Genomic DNA, 18727 nt, shown 5'->3' with positions numbered 1-18727 from the left:
CCTCACCCGACAAGGATATCGCCGATGCCGGACATGGCCCCCCTCACCACCCTCCCGACCGACCCCCATGCCACCCAGACCGACGAGGTGCTGGGGCATCTTCAGGCCGATGCCGCGGGGCTGACCGAGGCTGAGGCCGAGGCGCGGCTGGCGCAGTTCGGGCCGAACCGGCTGCCGGAAGCGCCGCAGCGCGGGCTGCTGATGCGGTTTCTGGTGCAGTTCCACAATGTGTTGATCTATGTGCTGCTGGCCGCCGCGGCGCTGACCATCGGCCTTGGCCATTACGTCGATGCCGGGGTGATCCTGGCGGTGGTGCTCGCCAATGCGGTGATCGGCGTGGTGCAGGAGGGCCGGGCCGAGCAAGCGATGGGCGCGATCCGGCAGATGCTGGCCCCCCATGCCGCCGTTCTGCGCGGCGGCCGGCGGCTGACTGTCGCCGGCGAGGCTCTGGTGCCGGGCGACGTGGTGCTGCTGGAGGCGGGGGACAAGGTGCCGGCCGATCTGCGGCTGATCGAGGCGCGCGGCCTTGCCCTGCAAGAGGCGATGCTGACCGGGGAATCGGTGCCGGTAGACAAGGGCACCGATGCAGTGGCGGTGGATGCGCCGCTGGGCGACCGCCGGGGCATGGCGTATTCGGGCACGCTGGTGACCAAGGGCACCGGGCGCGGGATCGTCACCTCTACCGGGGCTGCCACGGAAATCGGCCGCATCGGCGGGTTGCTGGCGGGGGTCGAAACCCTGACCACGCCGCTGGTCCGGCAGATGGACCATTTCGCGCGCTGGCTGAGCCTGCTGATCCTGCTGATCTCTGGCCTGCTGCTGGCCTTTGGCACCTTCGTGCAGCACCGCGACTTTGCCGATCTGTTCATGATCGTGGTCGGCATGGCGGTGGCGGCGATCCCCGAGGGGTTGCCGGCGGTGATGACCATCACGCTGGCCATCGGCGTGCAGGCGATGGCGCGGCGGCATGCCATCGTGCGGCGGCTGCCGGCCATCGAGGCCATAGGCGCGGTGTCGGTGATCTGCACCGACAAGACCGGCACGCTGACCCGCAATGAGATGACGGTGGCGACGGTTGTGGTGCCCGGCGGGCGCTATGCTGTGGCGGGCGAGGGCTATGCCCCCGATGGCGCGATCACGCCTGCGGGCGGGCGGCTGGGCGATCTCGCGCGGGCGGCGGCGCTGTGCAACGATGCGGAACTGCATTGCAAGGCTGGGATCTGGGGCGTCGAGGGCGACCCGATGGAGGGCGCCTTGCTGGCCTTTGCCGGCAAGGTCCTGCCCGAGGCGGCGGCCGGCTGGCCGCGGCTGGATGCGATCCCGTTCGACTCGCGCCATCGCTTCATGGCGGTGCTGAACCGTGGCGCGGACGGCACGGCGCTGGTCCATGTGAAGGGCGCGCCGGAACGGGTGCTGAACATGTGCCGCGACCAGTCGGGGCCCGAGGGGCCGGAGCCGATTGACCGCGCGCGCTGGCACGCGGTGGCCGAGGAGATTGCGGCACAGGGCCAGCGGATGCTGGCGCTGGCGGTTTGCACTCCGTCAGCTGACAAGATCGACGAGCATCAGATCGAGGGCGGCCTGACGCTGCTGGGCCTTGTCGGCCTGATCGACCCGCCGCGGCCCGAGGCGATTGCGGCGGTGGCTGAATGCCGCGCCGCGGGGATCCGCGTCAAGATGATCACCGGCGATCATGCCGGCACCGCCGCCGCCATCGCCCGGATGATCGGGCTGGAAAACTCCACCCGCGTGCTGACCGGCACCGATCTGGAGGCGCTGGATGATGCCGCGCTGGGCGCCGCGGTGCGCGAGACCGACGTGTTTGCCCGCACCAGCCCCGAGCACAAGCTGCGTCTGGTGATGGCGCTGCAGGCGCAGGGGCAAAGCGTGGCGATGACCGGCGACGGGGTGAACGACGCGCCCGCGCTGAAACGCGCAGATGCCGGTATTGCCATGGGGCTCAAGGGGTCGGAGGCGGCAAAAGAGGCGGCCGACCTCGTGCTGGCCGATGACAATTTCGCCAGCATCGCCGCGGCGGTGCGCGAGGGGCGGACGGTCTATGACAACATCAAGAAGGTGATCAGCTGGACGCTGCCCACGAATGGCGGCGAGTCGCTGACGGTGATCGTGGCGCTGCTGCTGGGCCTGGCAATGCCGGTGACGGCGGTGCAGATCCTGTGGATCAACCTGATCACCGGGATCACCCTTGGCCTCGCGCTGGCCTTCGAGCCGACAGAGCCCGGCACCATGCGCCGCCCGCCCCGGCAGCGCAACGCGCCGATCCTGTCGGGGGCGCTGGTCTGGCATGTGGTGCTGGTCTCGGCGCTGTTCCTGGCGGCGGTGTTCGGCATCTTTGCCTATGCGATGGACCGCGGCTATCCGCTGGCGCTGGCGCAGACGATGGCGATGAACACGCTGGTGGTGCTGGAGATCTTCCATCTGTTCTTCGTGCGCAACCTGCATGGCACCTCGCTGACCTGGGCGGCGGCGCGGGGCACCAAGGTGATCTGGGCGACGGTGCTGGGGGTGACGGCGGCGCAGTTCGCCATCACCTACATCCCGCTGATGCAGCGCGTCTTCGGCACGGTGGCGGTGCCGCTGGCGGACGGGATGCTGATCGTCGCGGTGGGCGTGGCCTTCTTTGCGCTGATCGAGACCGAAAAGCAGATCCGGCTGGGGTTGCAGAGGGACTGATCCGTCAGTCCTGCCCCTGCTGCCCCCAGGCGGCGATCTTGCGGTAAAGCGTCGAGGGCGAGACGTCGAGCACCCGCGCCGCGCGGGGCACCGAGCCGCCATGCAGCGCCAGCGTCGCCTCGATCACCCGGCGTTCCACCTCGGCCAGCGGTCGGCCCATGAGGTCATCCAGCGGCAGGGTGGGGTACGACGAGGCGGCGGGGGATTGGGAGGCGGGTCGGTGGGAGGCGGGTCGGTGGGAGGCGGGGACAAAAACCCTAGGATCCGCCGCCAGATCGGGGTGCAGGTCTGGGTGCAGGTCGGGGGGCAGCATCGCGGCGGTGACGATGGCGCCGTCGTTCAGCACCACGACGTTGCGCAAGACGTTCAGCATCTGCCGCACATTTCCGGGCCAGGGGTGGCGGCGGAAGCGGGCCTTCACCTCTTCGGACAGGGCGCGAAACTCACGCCCCTCCTCGCGGGCATAGCGGGCAAGGACATGCTGGGCAATGTCGATCACATCCTCGCCCCGGTCGCGCAGGGGCGGCAGGTGGATCGGCACCACATGCAGGCGGTAATAGAGATCCTCGCGAAAGCGGCCGCGGCGCACGGCGTCAAGCGGGTCGCGATTGGTCGCGCAAACGATGCGGACATTGATCTTGCGGGCGCGGGTGGCACCGACCGGCTGGATGGTCGAGGTCTGCAAGAAGCGCAGCAGCTTGGTCTGCAGGTTCAGGTCCATCTCGCAGACCTCATCGAGGAACAGCGTGCCACCATCGGCGGCGGCGGCGGCGCCCTGCTTGTCGGCGATGGCACCGGTGAAGGAGCCGCGCAGATGGCCGAACACCTCGGATTCCAGCAGTTCCGACGGGATCGCGCCGCAGTTCAGCGGCACGAAGGGGCCGGTGGCGCGGTTCGACACGTCATGCACCGCCTCGGCACACAGCTCCTTGCCGGTGCCCGACTCGCCGGTGATGAACACCGTCGCCATCGACCGGGCGACCGAGCGGATCTTGGCATAGACGGCGCGCATCGGTTCCGAGGAGCCGATGAAGGCGCCAAGGGGGCCGGACTGGCCCTGCCCGGTGGCGGGGGCGGGGTTTGCCGCGCCGGGCCCGGGATGCGCATGGGCCAGCGCGTTTTCCACGGCGTTCAGCAGGCGGGCCTCGTCAAAGGGCTTGACCAGAAAGTCATGCGCGCCGGCCCGCATTGCCGCCACGGCCTTGTTGATCGAGCCGTTGGCGGTGATCACGATCACCGGCACTTCGGGCCGTTCGCACAGCATCTCGGCCATCAGGTCCAGCCCGTCGCGGTCGGGCAGCATCAGGTCCAGCAGCACCGCCGAGGGTGGTTCGGAGCGGAAGGCCCCGAGGCCGCCGCGGGCATCGCCCTCGGTGCGGACCTTGTGGCCGGCAGAGGCCAGAACCGATTCATAGACCATCTGCAGCGAGGGGGTATCCTCGATCAGCAGCAGGTGCCCCGCAGCCATGGCCGCGCTCATCCGGGTGCCCCGCGGCGGTCGATCTCGCGCCGCACGAAGCCGATCAGCCGGTCGATCTGGGCCAGCATCTCGGCGGCCAGCGTCTTCATCGGCCCATCCTCGCGCCGATGGGCGGCGGCGTTGACGGTCTCGGCCAGCGCCTGCAGCCGTTCGGCCCCCACCGCGCCGGCCAGCGAGATCAGCACATGGGTTTCCGCCCGGATCGCGGCGCGGTCGGTATCGGACAGCGCGGCGATCAACCCGCGTTCGGTCTTGCGCAGGTCGGAATGCAGCCGGTCCAGCAGCTCGCCGGAATTGTCGGGGCCGGCGATTTCCATCAGATGCTCGAACCGGGCCAGGTTCAGCTCCACCGTTTCCTCAGGCGGCACGGCGTCGAGGACGGTATGCGCCTCGGCCCGCGCCAGCGCGGCGGCGATGGCGAGCCCGAAGCTCTCGATCCCCGGCAGCGGCTTCGCCAAGATGCCATCGGCGCCCGCGGCATAGATCGCGTCGCGGTTGGCGCGCAGCACATAGGCGGTGACCGCCAGCACCGGCATCCGCGACTGCGCCCCGCCCGCCGCGCGCAGGGCGCGGATCACGTCGATGCCCGACAGGCGCGGCATCTCGATATCGATCAGCGCCAGGTCGAACTCTTCCCGCTCCAGCCAATGCAGCGCCTCGACCCCGTCGGCCGCCAGCTCGAACTCGGCGCCCATCGCCGCCAGCATGTGGCTGATGATGGTCTGGTTGGTGATATTGTCCTCGGCCAGCAGCACCTTGACACGGCTGAGGTCGGGCAGATCCTCGCGCACGCCGGGGGTGGCCAGATGCCAGGCGCTGGCTGGCAGTTCGAACACCACATCGGCGCCGCCGCCCGGGCGGTTGTGGACAGAGACACTCCCGCCCAGCCGGTGCGCCATGTCCTGCGAGATGTGCAGGCCAAGCCCATGCCCGGGCTTGTCGGTGCCCTCGGGCCTTCCCGCAAACTGAAAGAGCCGCCCCATCGCCTCGGCCGAGAAGCCGGGGCCTTCATCATGCACCGACAGGCGCAGCCCGCGATCCTCGGTTAGCCCGACATGCATCCGCACGGTGCCAGCATCGGTGTATTTGATGGCATTCGACAGGATGTTCGCCAGCACCCGTTCCAGCGCGATCCGGTCCAGCGCCAGCACCGTGGGCACGCCGGGCTCCACCGCGATATGGAAGCCGAGGCCCTTTTCGCGGGCGCGGCCGGACCAGCGCACCTCGATGTCATAAAGGAAGCGCGACATCTGCACATTGGCGATCTGCGGGCCGTCGATCTGCTCTTCGCCCAGCATCGCCGCAAGGCTTTCCTCCAGCAGCCGGGCAAGCACTTCACCGGCGGCGCGCACACGCTCCAGTTGCAGAACGGTGGCGGGGTCGATCTCGGCATGGTCGATCAGGCGCAGCCCGCCCAGCACATCCGACACGGCGGCGCGCAGATCATGGCCCAGCAGCGCAAGGCGGGCCGGGTCGGCCTTGCCGGTGTCGGGGGGAATAGCGGACCATACGGGTTGGTTCATGGCGCAGCCGCGCCACGACGCAAGGCGGATTGGCGGAGGGGGAGCACAAGCCGAGGTTGCATGATACCGCTGTTCTACGCCACCCCCGGCATTTCGCCAAGCTGGCAATGGGCGCAGGGGCTCTGCCTGCCGCAGCGTCAACCTGCAAACTGGGCCCCCGCGGGGGCCCAGTTTGCAGGTAGGTCAGGCTTGGCCGGGATAGCCAAGCGCCTTCAGCGCCACCGCGATCTCGTCCAGCACCGCCGGATCGTCGATGGTGGCGGGCATCTTCCACGCCTCGCCATCGGCGATCTTGACCATCGTCGCGCGCAGGATCTTGCCTGAGCGGGTCTTGGGCAGGCGGTCGACGACGCAAGCAAGCTTGAAGGCCGCGACCGGGCCGATCTGGTCGCGCACGCGCTTGACGCAATCCTTCACCACCTGCTCGGGCGTCTTCTCGGTGCCCTTGTTCAGGCACAGGAAGCCCATCGGCAGCTGGCCCTTCAGCGCATCCCCTACCCCGATCACTGCGCATTCGGCCACGTCGGGATGGCCCGCCAGCACCTCTTCCATCGCGCCGGTGGACAGGCGATGGCCGGCGACGTTGATCACGTCATCCGTGCGCGCCATGATGTAAAGGTAGCCATCGGCATCCTTGTAGCCAGCATCCCCGGTCTCATAGTAGCCGGGGAAATGCGACAGGTAGGATTTGCGGAACCGCTCCTCGGCATTCCACAGCGTCGGCAGGGTGCCGGGCGGCAGCGGCAGTTTCACCGCGATGGCCCCCAGCTCGCCCGCGGGCAGCGGGTGGCCGCCCTCATCCAGCACCTGCACGTCATAGCCGGGCATGGCGACCGAAGGCGAGCCGATCTTGACCGGCAGCGCCTCGATCCCCAGCGGGTTCGCGGCAATGGCCCAGCCGGTTTCCGTCTGCCACCAGTGGTCGATCACCGGCAGGCCGAGGATCTGCTGCGCCCAGAGGATGGTGTCGGGATCCGCCCGCTCGCCCGCCAGATACAGCGCGCCGAGCGTGCGCATGTTGTAGTCGCGCGCCAGAATGCCGGCCGGATCCTCGCGCTTGATGGCGCGCAGGGCGGTGGGGGCGGTGAAGAAGGACTTCACCTTGTGGTTCTGGATCACCCGCCAGAAGGTGCCGGCATCGGGGGGGCCGACCGGCTTGCCTTCGAACACGATTGTGGTGGCCCCGGCGATCAGCGGCCCGTAGCAGATGTAGCTGTGCCCGACGACCCAGCCGACATCCGAGGCGGCCCAGAACACATCCCCCGCCTCGATATTGTAGATGTTCTTCATCGACCATTGCAGCGCCACCAGATGGCCGCCGGTCGGGCGCACCACGCCCTTGGGCTGGCCGGTGGTGCCAGAGGTGTAGAGGATATAGACCGGATGATCGCCGCTGACCGGCACGCACTCTGCCGGCTCCACCCCGAACTGGAAGCTGTGCCAGGCGAAATCGCGGCCCTCGATCAGCTTGGCCACCTCCTGCTCGCGCTGGAAGATCACGCAGAAGCTGGGCTTGTGGTGGGCCAGTTCGATGGCGCTGTCCACCAGCGGCTTGTAATGCACCACCCGCCCCGGCTCGATCCCGCAAGACGCGGCGATGATCGCCTTGGGCTGGCAATCGTCGATCCTCACGGCCAGCTCATGCGCGGCAAAGCCGCCGAACACGACCGAATGGATGGCGCCCAGCCGGGCGCAGGCCAGCATCGCCTCCAGCGCTTCGGGGATCATCGGCATGTAGATGATGACGCGGTCGCCCTTTTCCACGCCCTTGGCGCGCAGGGCGCCGGCAAGGCTGGCAACGCGCGCCTGCAGCTCGCGGTAGGTGATGCCCTTGGTGGAATGGGTGACCGGGCTGTCATGGATGATGGCCAGCTGTTCGCCGCGCCCGGCAATCACATGGCGGTCCACCGCGTTCCAGCAGGTGTTGACCTGCCCGTCGCGGAACCACTCATAAAGCGGGGCCTTGTCGTCAAACAGCGCCTTCGAAGGCTTTTGGGTCCAGTCGATCGCTTCGGCGGCCTGCATCCAGAACCCCTCGGGATCGGATTGCCAGCCCTGATAGATGTCTTGGTATGCCATAGTGTGCCTCCTCCGCAGCGTGTGCTTAGTTAGGCAGAGCGGGGCATTCACGCAACGATGTTACCGGCAACAGTGACCATTGGGCGCGGCTAATTTGCAGAATTAGCCCTGCGGAGCCTGCGAAGTTTTGCAAAGCCTGCAACGCGTAATTGGCTATCCGGAAGTCGTGGACGACTTTGCAAAATCGTCGATGCAAATGCAAAGCCGTCTAGGTGCTCCGCTTGGTGCCCCGGTCTTGACGGATGATTCTCCGCGCGCGACGTTCTCTCAGCATCGACGAGGTAGGCAATGAACGACATACCCGACGACCTGAGTCCAGTTCTGCGCGAGATTGACGACAAACTGAAGTTGGAAGGGGTGCCGCCTCACATGCGCGCGGTTCGCGCCGTCAAAGAGTTTTCTGTGCGGTTCGGCGTCAAGTCCTACGTTCTCGATCTTGCACCTGTTAAGCCCGGGGAGGTCATTCCGAAGACGGACTACCCCAAGAGGATTCATGCTTGGTTCCGGGAGGTTTACGGCAAGCGCCTGCCCATGCAGCGCTCGGCCAAGGTCGCGGTATTCGCACATGGCGACCTTTGGGAAATGCTCATTCCTTTCAGCTACGGCAGAGTTTCCATTGATCCGTGCGACTGTCTTACGCATGTGACGGGCGCAAGGCTTGCGTTCTTCACCGATGCCGACCGGCGGGAAGCCTACCGCCAGTTCGCCCTAGGGCACGGTGTTCGCGCTGCATTCGACCGCTTCCGCAAGTTGAATCAGTCTTTCATCGAAGCAGAAACCGATTGGACAACTGCAGTAGCGCTGCTGACGGCGCAGACCCCAAACTTCGGCCAGTCTCGCTGGGCCTCGCTTCAGATGTGCGAGAAGTTCATGAAAGGCTTGATCGTGCTGCTCGGGGTGGGAAACCCGAGACATGGTCATGACTTGGAAAAGCTGCACGGAGAGTTGGCAAAGTCGATAGAGGGGTTGGACCTCAATCAACTAATTGCAGAGGTGGAGTGTCGGCCCGAGGTTCGCTACGGCGAGACCCTCTCCACAAGAGACCAAGCATACGCCGCCCACAAGGCCGGACTACAACTCATCCACGCGCTAGCGGCATTGCCCCCCCCGGCGGTCGGTCCGTGAGGAGACGGCCCGCTCCGTGGGCGCGTCTCTGCCTCCTCGCTAAACTTCACCCGTAATGCGCGACCGGCGTCCCCGCCAGCGCCGACATGTTCAACAGCCCCCGCGTGGTGATCGACTGGGTGACGACATGGGCGCGGTTGCCCATTCCCATCAGGATCGGCCCGACCTCGAGCCCGCCGGCCTTCATCTTGAGGATGTTGCGCACGCCCGAGGCCGCATCGCTGTTGCCGAAGATCAGCACATTGGCCTGCCCGTCAAACCGCCCGCCCGGGAAGATGCGGTCGCGCAGGCCCTGGTCCAGCGCGGCATCGACATGCATCTCGCCCTCATAGGCGAAATCCACCTCATGCGCGTCGAGCAGCTCCAGCGCCTCGCGCATCCGCCGGCCCGAGGAATTGTCGAGGTTGCCGAATTGCGAATGCGAGCAGAGCGCGACTTTTGGCGCAAGGCCGAAGCGCTTGACATGCCGCGCCGCGCCCTTGGCACATTCCATGATCTGCTCGGGCGTCGGTTCCGAATGAACATGGGTATCGGCGATGAACAGCGGCCCGTCTTCGAGGATCATCAGGCTCAGCGCGCCGATGGGGTGCAGACCGCCCCGCGCCAGCACCTGCCGGACATAGTTGAGATGCCACAGATATTGCCCGAAGGTGCCGCAGATCAGGCTGTCGGCCTCGCCGCGATGCACCATCACCGCGCCGATGGCGGTGGTGTTGGTGCGCATCACCGCGCGGGCAATGTCGGGGCTGACGCCGCGGCGGGCCATCAGCCCGTGATAGGTTTCCCAGTAGTCGCGGTAGCGCCCGTCACTCTCGGGGTTCACGATCTCGAAATCCCGCTCGGGCCGGATCGGCAGGCCGGCGCGTTCGGCGCGCATGGCGATCACGTCCGGGCGGCCGATCAGGATCGGCTTGTCGGTGGTCTCCTCCAGCATCGCGTTGGCGGCGCGCAGCACCCGCTCATCCTCGCCCTCGGCAAAGACGATGCGGCGGGTGACGGTCGCCGCCGCCTCGAAGACCGGGCGCATCAGCATGGCCGAGCGGAAGACCGAACTGTCCAGCTTGCGCTTGTAGGCGGCCAGATCCTCGATCGGCCGTGTCGCAACGCCGGTCTCCATCGCCGCCTTGGCGACGGCCTTGGCAACCACGCCCATCAGCCGCGGATCGAAGGGCTTGGGGATCAGGTAATCGGCGCCGAAGGTCAGCTTCTCGCCCCGGTAGGCGGCGGCCGCCTCGGCGCTGGTCGTAGCGCGGGCAAGGGCTGCGATGCCCTCGATACAGGCGATCTGCATCGCGTCGTTGATCTGCGTCGCCCCCACATCCAGCGCGCCGCGGAAGATGAACGGAAAGCACAGCACGTTGTTGACCTGGTTGGGGTAATCCGACCGGCCGGTGGCGATGATCGCATCGGGCGCCACACTGCGCACCAGATCGGGGTGGATCTCGGGCGTGGGGTTCGCCAGCGCGAAGACGATCGGCCGCGGCGCCATGCTCGCCACCATCTCGGGCTTCAGCACGCCGGGGCCGGAGAGGCCGAGGAACAGGTTGGCGCCGACGATCACATCGGCGAGGCCCAGCGGCTGGTCTCCCTGCGCATACTCGGCCTTCTGCGGGGTCATGTCCGCCTCACGGCCGTGATAGACCAGCCCCGCCAGATCACACAGCCACACATTCTCGCGCCGCACGCCCAGCTTCAGCAGCATGTTGAGGCAGGCGATGCCCGCCGCGCCGCCGCCTGTGGAGACGACCTTGATATCCTCGAACCGCTTGCCCGACACATGCAGCGCATTGGTCGCCGCCGCGCCGACGACGATGGCGGTGCCGTGCTGGTCGTCATGGAAGACCGGGATGTTCATCCGCTCGCGGCACAGCTTTTCCACGATGAAACAGTCGGGGGCCTTGATATCCTCAAGGTTGATCGCGCCAAAGGACGGCTCCATCGCGCAGACGATATCCGCCAGCTTGACCGGGTCCATCTCGTTCAGCTCGATGTCGAAACAGTCGATATTGGCGAATTTCTTGAAGAGGACGGCCTTGCCCTCCATCACCGGCTTGGCGGCCAGCGGGCCGATATTGCCAAGGCCCAGCACTGCGGTGCCGTTTGATACGACGGCCACCAGATTGCCGCGCGAAGTATAGCGGGCGGCAGTGGACGGGTCGGCCTTGATCTCGAGGCAGGCTTCGGCAACGCCGGGCGAGTAGGCAAGGCTCAGGTCGCGGCCATTGGCCAGGGGCTTCGTCGCGCGGATCTCCAGCTTTCCGGGCTTGGGCTCCTCATGGTAGCGCAGGGCGTCCATGCGGGCCTTGTCCTGCCGCGCCTCGTCTTGCCGAACCGCGTCCAGCCGAACCGCGTCCTGCGGGGCTGCATCTTCGTTCATGTCGTCCATCAGATGGCCTCCCCCAAGATCGTTTAGCCTTGAACTATCCCGCGCGCCGGGCCTGCCCCGGCATACGCCGGTTGACGCAACGGCGCAAGCTTGGAGCAATTTGTCGCGGATCCATCCGGCGAGGCCGGGCGGGAACAGGCGAGGCACTGCCTCGCCCCCGCACGCTGCGGGACATGTCACCCGGAGCCGCTGACAGCATGAGACCGTATGAGGACAGCGCCCGACCTGGCGGGCGAGAAGCGCCCGCCGGGGGCGGGGCGGGCGCTGGCCGGGCCCTTTGGGGGCCCGTCCGGTGCAAAATGCACTCTCAGCGCATGGCGAAGGCGATGGCCTTCGCCAATGGGACCGCGCAGGACGCGCCTTCCCACCCCTCCCGCTTGCATCGCCCGCCCCGGCAGCGCAGTCTTGCCGCAACCCCAACCCGGAGGATCCGATGTCGCTTCTTCAGGCCGCCACCGATGTGCGCGAGAATGCCTATGTGCCCTATTCCCGCTTCAAGGTCGGCGCCGCCATCCGCGCCGCCTCGGGCACCGTCTATGTCGGCTGCAATGTCGAGAATGTCGCCTACCCCGAAGGCACCTGCGCCGAGGCCGGCGCCATCGCCGCCATGGTCGCCGCGGGCGAGACGGAGCTGACCGAGGTCTGCGTGATCGCCGACAGCCCCGAACCCGTGCCCCCCTGCGGCGGCTGCCGCCAGAAGCTCGCCGAGTTCGGCCGCCATGAGGTGCCGGTGACGCTGGCCACCGTCGCCGGCAAACAGTTCGCCACCACCATCGGCGCGCTGCTGCCCGGCTCCTTCACCGTGCATCACATGACGCTTGCAGGGCGCGATTGATGGATGCGCGCGAGGTTCTGGCCCGGGTGCGTGACGCCAAGGGCCTGACCGCGGCAGAGGCCGACTGGTTCGCCCGCGCCCTCGCCTCGGGCGAGGTGACCGACGCGCAGGCCGGGGCCTTTGCGATGGCTATCCGCCTCAACGGCCTCGATGCGCCCGGCCGCGTTGCCCTGACCCGCGCCATGCGTGACAGCGGCCAGGTGCTGCACTGGGACATGCCCGGCCCGGTCGTCGACAAGCACTCCACCGGCGGCCTCGGCGACAGCGTTTCCCTGCTGCTGGCCCCGGCGCTGGCCGCCTGCGGCTGCTATGTGCCGATGATCTCGGGCCGCGGCCTTGGCCATACCGGCGGTACGCTGGACAAGCTGGAGGCGATCCCGGGCTATCGCACCGACCTGTCGGTGGATGAGCTGCAAAAGCTGGTGCGCGACACCCGCTGCATCATCACCGGCGCCAGCGCCGACATCGCCCCGGCCGACCGTCGGCTCTATGCGATCCGCGACGTGACCGCCTCGGTCGAAAGCATCGACCTCATCACCGCCTCGATCCTGTCCAAGAAGCTCGCGGCGGGGCTGGAGGCGCTGGTGCTCGACGTCAAGGTCGGCTCGGGCGCCTTCATGAAGACGATGGATCAGGCCCGGGCCCTGGCGCAATCGCTGGTCAGCACCGCGCAGGGCGCCGGCTGCATGACCACCGCCCTCATCACCGACATGAACCAGCCGCTGGGTTGCAGCGCCGGCAACGCGCTGGAAGTGCTGGAGGCGATGGAAACCCTGACCGGCAGCGCCGTCAATCAGGCGCTGTGGGATCTGACCGCCGCGCTGGGCGGCGAGGCGCTGGCGCTGGCGGGGCTGGCTGCCGATGCCGATGAGGGCGCGCAGAAGATAGACGACGCGCTGGAGACCGGCCGCGCCGCCGAGATCTTCGGCGAGATGGTGGCGGTTCTGGGCGGGCCGATGGATTTCGTCGAACGCTTCCCCGACCGCCTGCCCGCCGCCCCGGTGATGCGTGAGGTCCGCGCCGAACGCGCCGGCTTTGTCGCCATCGTCGATGCCGAGGCTCTGGGCATGGCCGTGGTGCGGCTTGGGGGCGGGCGGCTGAAGAACGGCGACCGTATCAACCCCTCGGTCGGCCTGTCCGAGATGGTGATGATCGGCGAGCGCGTCTCGCCCGACCTGCCGCTGGCCATGGTCCATGCCGCGAGCGAGGTCGAGGCCGACCGCGCCGCCGCCGCCGTCCGCGCCGCCTATACTTTGGCCGACACCGAACCGGATGAGCCCGACCTGATCTATGAGAGGATCGGGTAGGTGCAGGCGTCTGATGCCACCGCTCCGGGGCGCGCCTTCCTGATCGTCATGGACAGCGTCGGCTGCGGCGGCGCGCCCGACGCGGGCGCCTTCTTCAACGGCACGCGTCCCGATACCGGTGCCAATACGCTGGCCCATATCGCTGCGGCCTGCTCCGAAGGCCGCGCCGAGGAAGGCCGCAGCGGCCCGCTGCGATTGCCGGTGCTGGACGGCCTCGGCCTCGGCGCGGCGATCCGGCTTGCCTCGGAGGCGGGCACGCCCGGGCTTGATGCCGACCCGCGGGGCCTCTGGGGCTCAGCGACAGAGGTGTCGCGCGGCAAGGACACACCCTCGGGCCACTGGGAACTCGCCGGCGTGCCGGTGCCGTGGGAGTGGAGCTATTTCCCCGATGCCGAGCCTGCCTTCCCGGCGGACCTGACCGCCGAGGTCGCGCGGCTGGCCGGCACCGACGGCATCTTGGGCAACTGCCACGCTTCGGGCACCGACATCATCGCGCGGCTGGGGGAGCAGCATATCCGCACCGGCTGGCCGATCTGCTACACCTCCGCCGACAGCGTGTTCCAGATTGCGGCGCATGAAAAGGCGTTCGGGCTGGACCGGCTGCTGGCGCTGTGTGCCGCGCTCGCGCCCCGGCTGCACGACATGAAGATCGGCCGGGTGATCGCGCGGCCCTTCACCGGCGCGCCCGGCAGCTTCCGGCGGACTGCCAACCGGCATGACTATGCCATTGCCCCACCGTCCCCGACGCTGCTGGACTGGGCCGCAGGCGCCGGACGGCAGACCCATGCGATCGGCAAGATCGGCGACATCTTCTCGATGCGCGGCGTGTCGGACCTGCGCAAGGGCGCGGATGATGCAGCCCTTTTCGAACACCTGCTGACCTTGGCAGGCGACGCAGAGCCCGGCTCCTTGACCTTTGCCAACTTTGTGGAGTTTGACAGCCTCTACGGCCACCGCCGCGACGTCTCTGGCTATGCCCGGGCGCTGGAAACCTTCGACGCAGTGGCGGGCCGGTTTCTGGCACGGCTGCAACCCGGCGACCTCGTGATCTTCACCGCCGATCATGGCAACGACCCCACCTGGACCGGCACTGACCACACGCGCGAGCGGGTTCCGGTGATCGGCTGGGGCAAGGGCTTGCGGCCGGTGGGGCAGGTGGCGTTTACGGATATGGCCGCCAGCATCGCGGCGCATCTGGGGATACCGGCCGCGGGGCCGGGGAGGAGTTTTCTATGAGTCCCAAGGACTTGCCCAAGGTCGAGCTGCACCTGCATCTGGAAGGCGCGGCGCCGCCCTCGTTCATCCGCGGGCTGGCGGCCGAGAAGAAGATGGATATCTCGGGCATCTTCGATGCCAAAGGTGCCTATGCTTTCAAGGACTTCTGGCAGTTTCTTAAAGTCTACGAGGCGGCGACCAGCGTTTTGCAAACACCCGACGACTACCGCCGCCTGACTCTCGCCGTGCTTGAAGAAAGCGCTGCAAGTGGGGTCATCTACACGGAAATCTTCCTCTCGCCCGACTTCTGTGGCACCCGCGACCTTCCCGCCTGGCGCGACCACCTCGCCGCCATCCAGGATGCGGCCGCCGAGGCCGAGCGCGGGCTTGGCATCGTCATGCGCGGCATCGTCACCCCGATCCGCCACTTTGGCCCCGAAAAGGCGCGCGAGGCGGCGATCTGCGCGGCCGAGACGGCGGGGGAGTTCATCGTGGGGCTTGGGCTTGGCGGCGACGAAAAGATCTGCAAACCCAAGGACTTCGCCTGGAGCTTCGACTGCGCTCGCGAGGCTGGGTTGCGGCTGACCTGCCATGCTGGCGAGTGGGAGGGCCCGCAAAGCGTGCGCGAGGCGATCCGCGATCTTGGGGTGGAGCGGATCGGCCACGGCGTCCGCGCCATCGAGGACATGGCGCTGGTCGATGAACTGGCGGAGCGCGGCATCGTGCTGGAGGTCTGCCCGGGCTCCAACCTCGCGCTTGGCCTCTACCCCGGCTGGCGCAAGCATCCGATTGGCGAATTGCACCGGCGGGGGGTGAAGGTTACCGTCTCCACCGACGATCCGCCGTTCTTTCACACCACGATGGTGCGCGAATATGACCGGCTGGCTGAGGCCTTCGATTGGGACGAGGCGGTGTTCGAAGACCTTGCCCGCACCGCTGCCGAGGCCGCTTTCTGCGATGCCGCCACCAAAGCCAATATCTTGAAAAAACTGGAGAAGAAGGATGCTTGAGCACCTGACCGTCGTCCGCCACCCGCTGGTGCAGCACAAGCTGACGCTGCTGCGCGACAAGAATACCTCGACCGCGGGCTTCCGGCGGCTGCTGCGCGAGATCAGCCTGCTGCTGGCCTATGAGGTGACGCGCGAGCTGGACATGACCACCTGCACCATCGACACGCCGCTGGAGCCGATGGAGGCGCCGATCCTCGACGGCAAGAAGCTGGCGCTGATCTCGATCCTGCGGGCCGGGAACGGGCTGCTGGATGGCATTCTGGAACTGGTACCGGCGGCGCGGGTGGGGTTCATTGGCCTCTACCGTGACCCGGAAACGCTGCAGCCGGTGCAATATTACTGCAAGGTACCGGCAGAGCTGGAGGACCGGATGGTGATCGTGGTCGATCCGATGCTGGCGACGGGGAACTCCTCGGTCGCCGCCATCGACCTGCTGAAGAAGGCGGGGGCGAAGAACCTGCGCTTCCTGTGCCTGCTGGCGGCGCCGGAAGGCGTGGCGCGGATGAGAGAGGCGCATCCGGATGTGCCGATCGTCACAGCAGCTGTGGATAGTCACCTGAATGACCATGGATATATTGTGCCGGGGCTAGGGGATGCGGGCGACCGCATGTTCGGCACAAAATAGGGCCATTAGCGCTTTACATGATTCGCGGCATGCGGCATCCTTGGCCTTGCTTTACCCGGGGGGGTCAAGAAGATGAATGTTGCGAAATTGCTAACGGCTGCGATGCTCGCGGCCGCCTTCAGCGCCGTGTCTGCGGGCGCTGTTACCTTCGACGAGATTGACGGCCCGGCGGAGTTTCCGCCTGCGAGCTTTGGCGGCAGCCAGTATGTCGACAGTAGCGGCTGCGTGTTCATGCGCGCCGGCTATGCCGGTCAGACGACCTGGGTGCCGCGGGTGGCGCGCGACCGCACGGTGATCTGCGGGCAGCGGCCGACCTTCGGCTCTGCGCCTACAGCCCCCGTGATTGCCGCTGCCCCCGCCCCGCGTGTGGCCCCGGCCGGACGTGTTGGCCGGCCGATGGACACCATTGCCACGACCACAGCGCCGCCGCGGATCACTGCGCCGGCCACAGTGCGGACCGGCGGGCCCGATCCGCGCAGCTATGCCGGCGCGCGGGTGATGGCGGCTCAGGCTCCGGCGCCTGTTCGCGCTCCGGCCCCCGTAGCGCAGCCGCGCGGCGTGGCGATTGCCGCGGCGCCGGTGGGGCAGACCGCTTGCCCGAACCGCTCGCCGGTGGCGCAGCGCTTCATGCTGGCCGATGGCCGCCACGTGATCCGCTGCGTGCCGCAGAGCGAATACCCCAAGACCTATGCCACCGCGGCGCAGATTGCAGCGATGCCGCAGGGCTTTGTGCAGGCGGTGCCGGTGACGGTGCCGCCGGGCTACAAACCCGCGTGGAAGGATGACCGGCTGAACCCGATGCGCGGGGTCGGCACGCCGACGGGCGACGCGCAGATGGCGCAGGTCTGGACGGACAAGGTGCCGATGAAGGCTGCGCCGCAGCAGGTGCGGGTGGTGCAGGCTCCGGCCCCCGTGCAGGTGACGGTGTCCTCAAGGTCAGAGCCCGTGGCGCAGGTCAGGGCCGCGCCAATTCGGGCGGCTGCTGTGCAACCTGCCGCGACCAGCGGGCGCTATGTGCAGGTCGGCACCTTCGGCGAGCCGGCAAATGCCGCGGCCACGGCTGCGCGGTTGCGGGCGACCGGGTTGCCGGTGGCGACCAGCAAGATCCAGAAAAGCGGGCGCGCCTTGCAGATCGTGATGCTGGGGCCGCTTGCCCCGGCGGACGTGGCGGGAGCGCTGAGCGCGGCGCGGCGGGCAGGGTTTGCCGACGCTTACGTACGCTGAAGACTTGCGCCGCGGCTTGGGGCCGCTGCGCTGAGAGGTAACCGGGGGAACATCGGGCAGTACCGGCGCCGCCTTCCGCAAGGAGGGCGGCGTTCCTTTTTGGACCAATCGCTTTGGGGATCAGTCGCCGCAGATGCCCTGCAGCGCCACCCAGGCCTCGTCGGGTAGCACCGCGCCGCGGCCCGTGGCGCCGCCGGGATGCGGGTCGCCCTCGATCAGCGGCAGGACGGTCTCGCCGCTGGGATCGACGGCATAGGCATAGGCGGTCGATCCGACACCTGCGGCGGCAAAGCGCGAGAGCAGTGCGGCCTCGTCCACCGGCGCATCGGGCGTGGTCAGCAGCACCTCGGCATAGCCGGTCAGTGCGTCCTCGGGCAGGTTTCCGGTGGTCAGCAGCCGGAAGGTGGCGCGCAGGCCCGCCCATTGCAGCAGCTGCACCATAGGGTCGGAGTCTTCGGCGCGCAGCCGTTCGGCCAGCAGATAGCCTGCGGCAACCTCGGGCGTGTCCTGATCCTCGATCAGCGCGCGGTTCAGCACGAGGATCTGGCCGGGCAGGTGGACGGCATCGGCAACGCCGTCGCGCATCACGAAGATCTGGGTGGCGCCGGTGCCGAAGAGCTTGGTGGCGAGCTGCGACAGGGCGCTGTCGCCAAGGCGGCTGGCGCAGGACGCGCCGCCGACGCGGGCAAGGTCGGTCAGCAGGCCGACGCCGATTTCCTGCCGCTTGGCGAAGGGTAGGGCAGAGGCGGTATGGCCAACCAGCGCGCCGGGCAGCCAGAAGACGCCAAGCGCGGTGACACCGGCAAGGATGCTGCCCAGAACCGTCATTCGCAGCCGGCCGGGATGCGGGCGGCGGGCTTCGATGATGGAATGCACCTTCTCCAGCGCGGCGACCATCGCGGGTTCGTCAATCTCCAGCGTCTCGCCAGCTTCGTCGCCGGGGGCGTAGAGCGCGGGTATCTCGCCGGCATTGAGACGCAGCACGGCGGGCAGCGACCAATGCGCCAGCGCGCGTTCGCTGCGGCTGTCGGAGATGACGACGGTGGCATCGCCAAGCGCCACGATCACCTCGCGGCGCTGCGCGCCTGCGGCCTCGCGCCAGATCCCGGGGCATTCAAGCCGTTGATATTCGGTCAGTGCCGTCATCGGCCGCCCGCATCCTTTGCGCTGCGGGCGCCGGGCCGGGCGTCCGTTGGGCGACCATAGCGGGCAGGGGCGGGCGGG

The 18727-nt window shown here is 68.0% G+C and carries 13 protein-coding genes; 8 read left to right on the top strand and 5 right to left on the bottom strand.

The features are described 5' to 3' along the window. Positions 1-24 precede the first annotated feature (24 nt). On the top strand, positions 25-2694 hold the full coding sequence (locus tag Q8S30_RS00175) for a cation-transporting P-type ATPase (RefSeq protein ID WP_305664027.1): 2670 nt from the start codon (positions 25-27) through the stop codon (positions 2692-2694). 4 nt (positions 2695-2698) lie between these two features. Here the strand turns inward: Q8S30_RS00175 and Q8S30_RS00170 are convergent, their stop codons facing one another. The 3 genes from Q8S30_RS00170 to Q8S30_RS00160 form a co-directional block, all read right to left on the bottom strand. After that, on the bottom strand, positions 2699-4174 hold the full coding sequence (locus Q8S30_RS00170) for a sigma-54 dependent transcriptional regulator (protein ID WP_305664026.1): 1476 nt from the start codon (positions 4172-4174) through the stop codon (positions 2699-2701). Further along, complete coding sequence (locus tag Q8S30_RS00165; protein ID WP_305664025.1) at positions 4171-5697, bottom strand: ATP-binding protein; 1527 nt, start codon at positions 5695-5697, stop codon at positions 4171-4173. The genes Q8S30_RS00170 and Q8S30_RS00165 overlap by 4 nt, the downstream gene beginning before the upstream one ends. 183 nt (positions 5698-5880) lie before the next feature. Further along, a complete protein-coding gene (locus tag Q8S30_RS00160) occupies positions 5881-7776 on the bottom strand; it encodes a propionyl-CoA synthetase (protein WP_305664024.1) in 1896 nt (631 codons plus the stop codon). 288 nt (positions 7777-8064) lie between these two features. Between Q8S30_RS00160 and Q8S30_RS00155 the strand changes: the two genes are divergently transcribed. Beyond that, positions 8065-8901, top strand: a complete 837-nt coding sequence (locus Q8S30_RS00155; protein ID WP_305664023.1) for a hypothetical protein — start codon at positions 8065-8067, stop codon at positions 8899-8901. Positions 8902-8947: 46 nt separating this feature from the next. On the opposite strand, the gene Q8S30_RS00150 is transcribed toward Q8S30_RS00155, so the two are convergent. Further along, the gene (locus Q8S30_RS00150) at positions 8948-11197 is read right to left on the bottom strand and encodes an NADP-dependent malic enzyme (RefSeq protein ID WP_305664185.1); all 2250 of its coding nucleotides are present in this window, start codon (positions 11195-11197) and stop codon (positions 8948-8950) included. Positions 11198-11720: 523 nt separating this feature from the next. Between Q8S30_RS00150 and Q8S30_RS00145 the strand changes: the two genes are divergently transcribed. The 6 genes from Q8S30_RS00145 to Q8S30_RS00120 all read left to right on the top strand — a co-directional run bounded on the left by Q8S30_RS00145 (position 11721) and on the right by Q8S30_RS00120 (position 17503). Further along, positions 11721-12122 (top strand): cytidine deaminase, encoded by a 402-nt coding sequence (locus Q8S30_RS00145; protein ID WP_305664022.1) that lies wholly within the window; start codon positions 11721-11723, stop codon positions 12120-12122. Beyond that, entirely contained in the window at positions 12122-13429 is a 1308-nt protein-coding gene (locus Q8S30_RS00140; protein WP_305664021.1) for a thymidine phosphorylase, read from the top strand. The genes Q8S30_RS00145 and Q8S30_RS00140 overlap by 1 nt, the downstream gene beginning before the upstream one ends. Further along, positions 13430-14665 carry a phosphopentomutase gene (locus Q8S30_RS00135; protein ID WP_305664020.1) on the top strand — a complete coding sequence of 412 codons (1236 nt, stop codon included), beginning with the start codon at positions 13430-13432 and terminating at the stop codon, positions 14663-14665. Beyond that, positions 14662-15654, top strand: a complete 993-nt coding sequence (locus Q8S30_RS00130) for an adenosine deaminase (RefSeq protein WP_305664019.1) — start codon at positions 14662-14664, stop codon at positions 15652-15654. Before Q8S30_RS00135 ends, Q8S30_RS00130 begins: the two co-directional genes overlap by 4 nt. Next, positions 15647-16279 carry a uracil phosphoribosyltransferase gene (gene upp, locus Q8S30_RS00125; protein ID WP_305664018.1) on the top strand — a complete coding sequence of 211 codons (633 nt, stop codon included), beginning with the start codon at positions 15647-15649 and terminating at the stop codon, positions 16277-16279. Before Q8S30_RS00130 ends, upp begins: the two co-directional genes overlap by 8 nt. A 102-nt stretch (positions 16280-16381) precedes the next feature. Then, positions 16382-17503: an SPOR domain-containing protein gene (locus tag Q8S30_RS00120; RefSeq protein WP_305664017.1), complete on the top strand. Its 1122-nt coding sequence runs from the start codon at positions 16382-16384 to the stop codon at positions 17501-17503. Positions 17504-17623: 120 nt separating this feature from the next. Here Q8S30_RS00120 and Q8S30_RS00115 read toward each other — a convergent pair whose 3' ends face one another. Further along, positions 17624-18649 carry a hypothetical protein gene (locus tag Q8S30_RS00115; protein ID WP_305664016.1) on the bottom strand — a complete coding sequence of 342 codons (1026 nt, stop codon included), beginning with the start codon at positions 18647-18649 and terminating at the stop codon, positions 17624-17626. Between the last annotated feature and the right edge of the window lie 78 nt (positions 18650-18727).

The organism is Frigidibacter sp., assembly GCF_030695035.1.
Taxonomy (GTDB): Bacteria; Pseudomonadota; Alphaproteobacteria; order Rhodobacterales; family Rhodobacteraceae; genus Frigidibacter.
The sequence above is the reverse complement of the archived record's forward strand: the minus strand, read 5'-3'. Positions and strand labels throughout refer to the sequence as shown.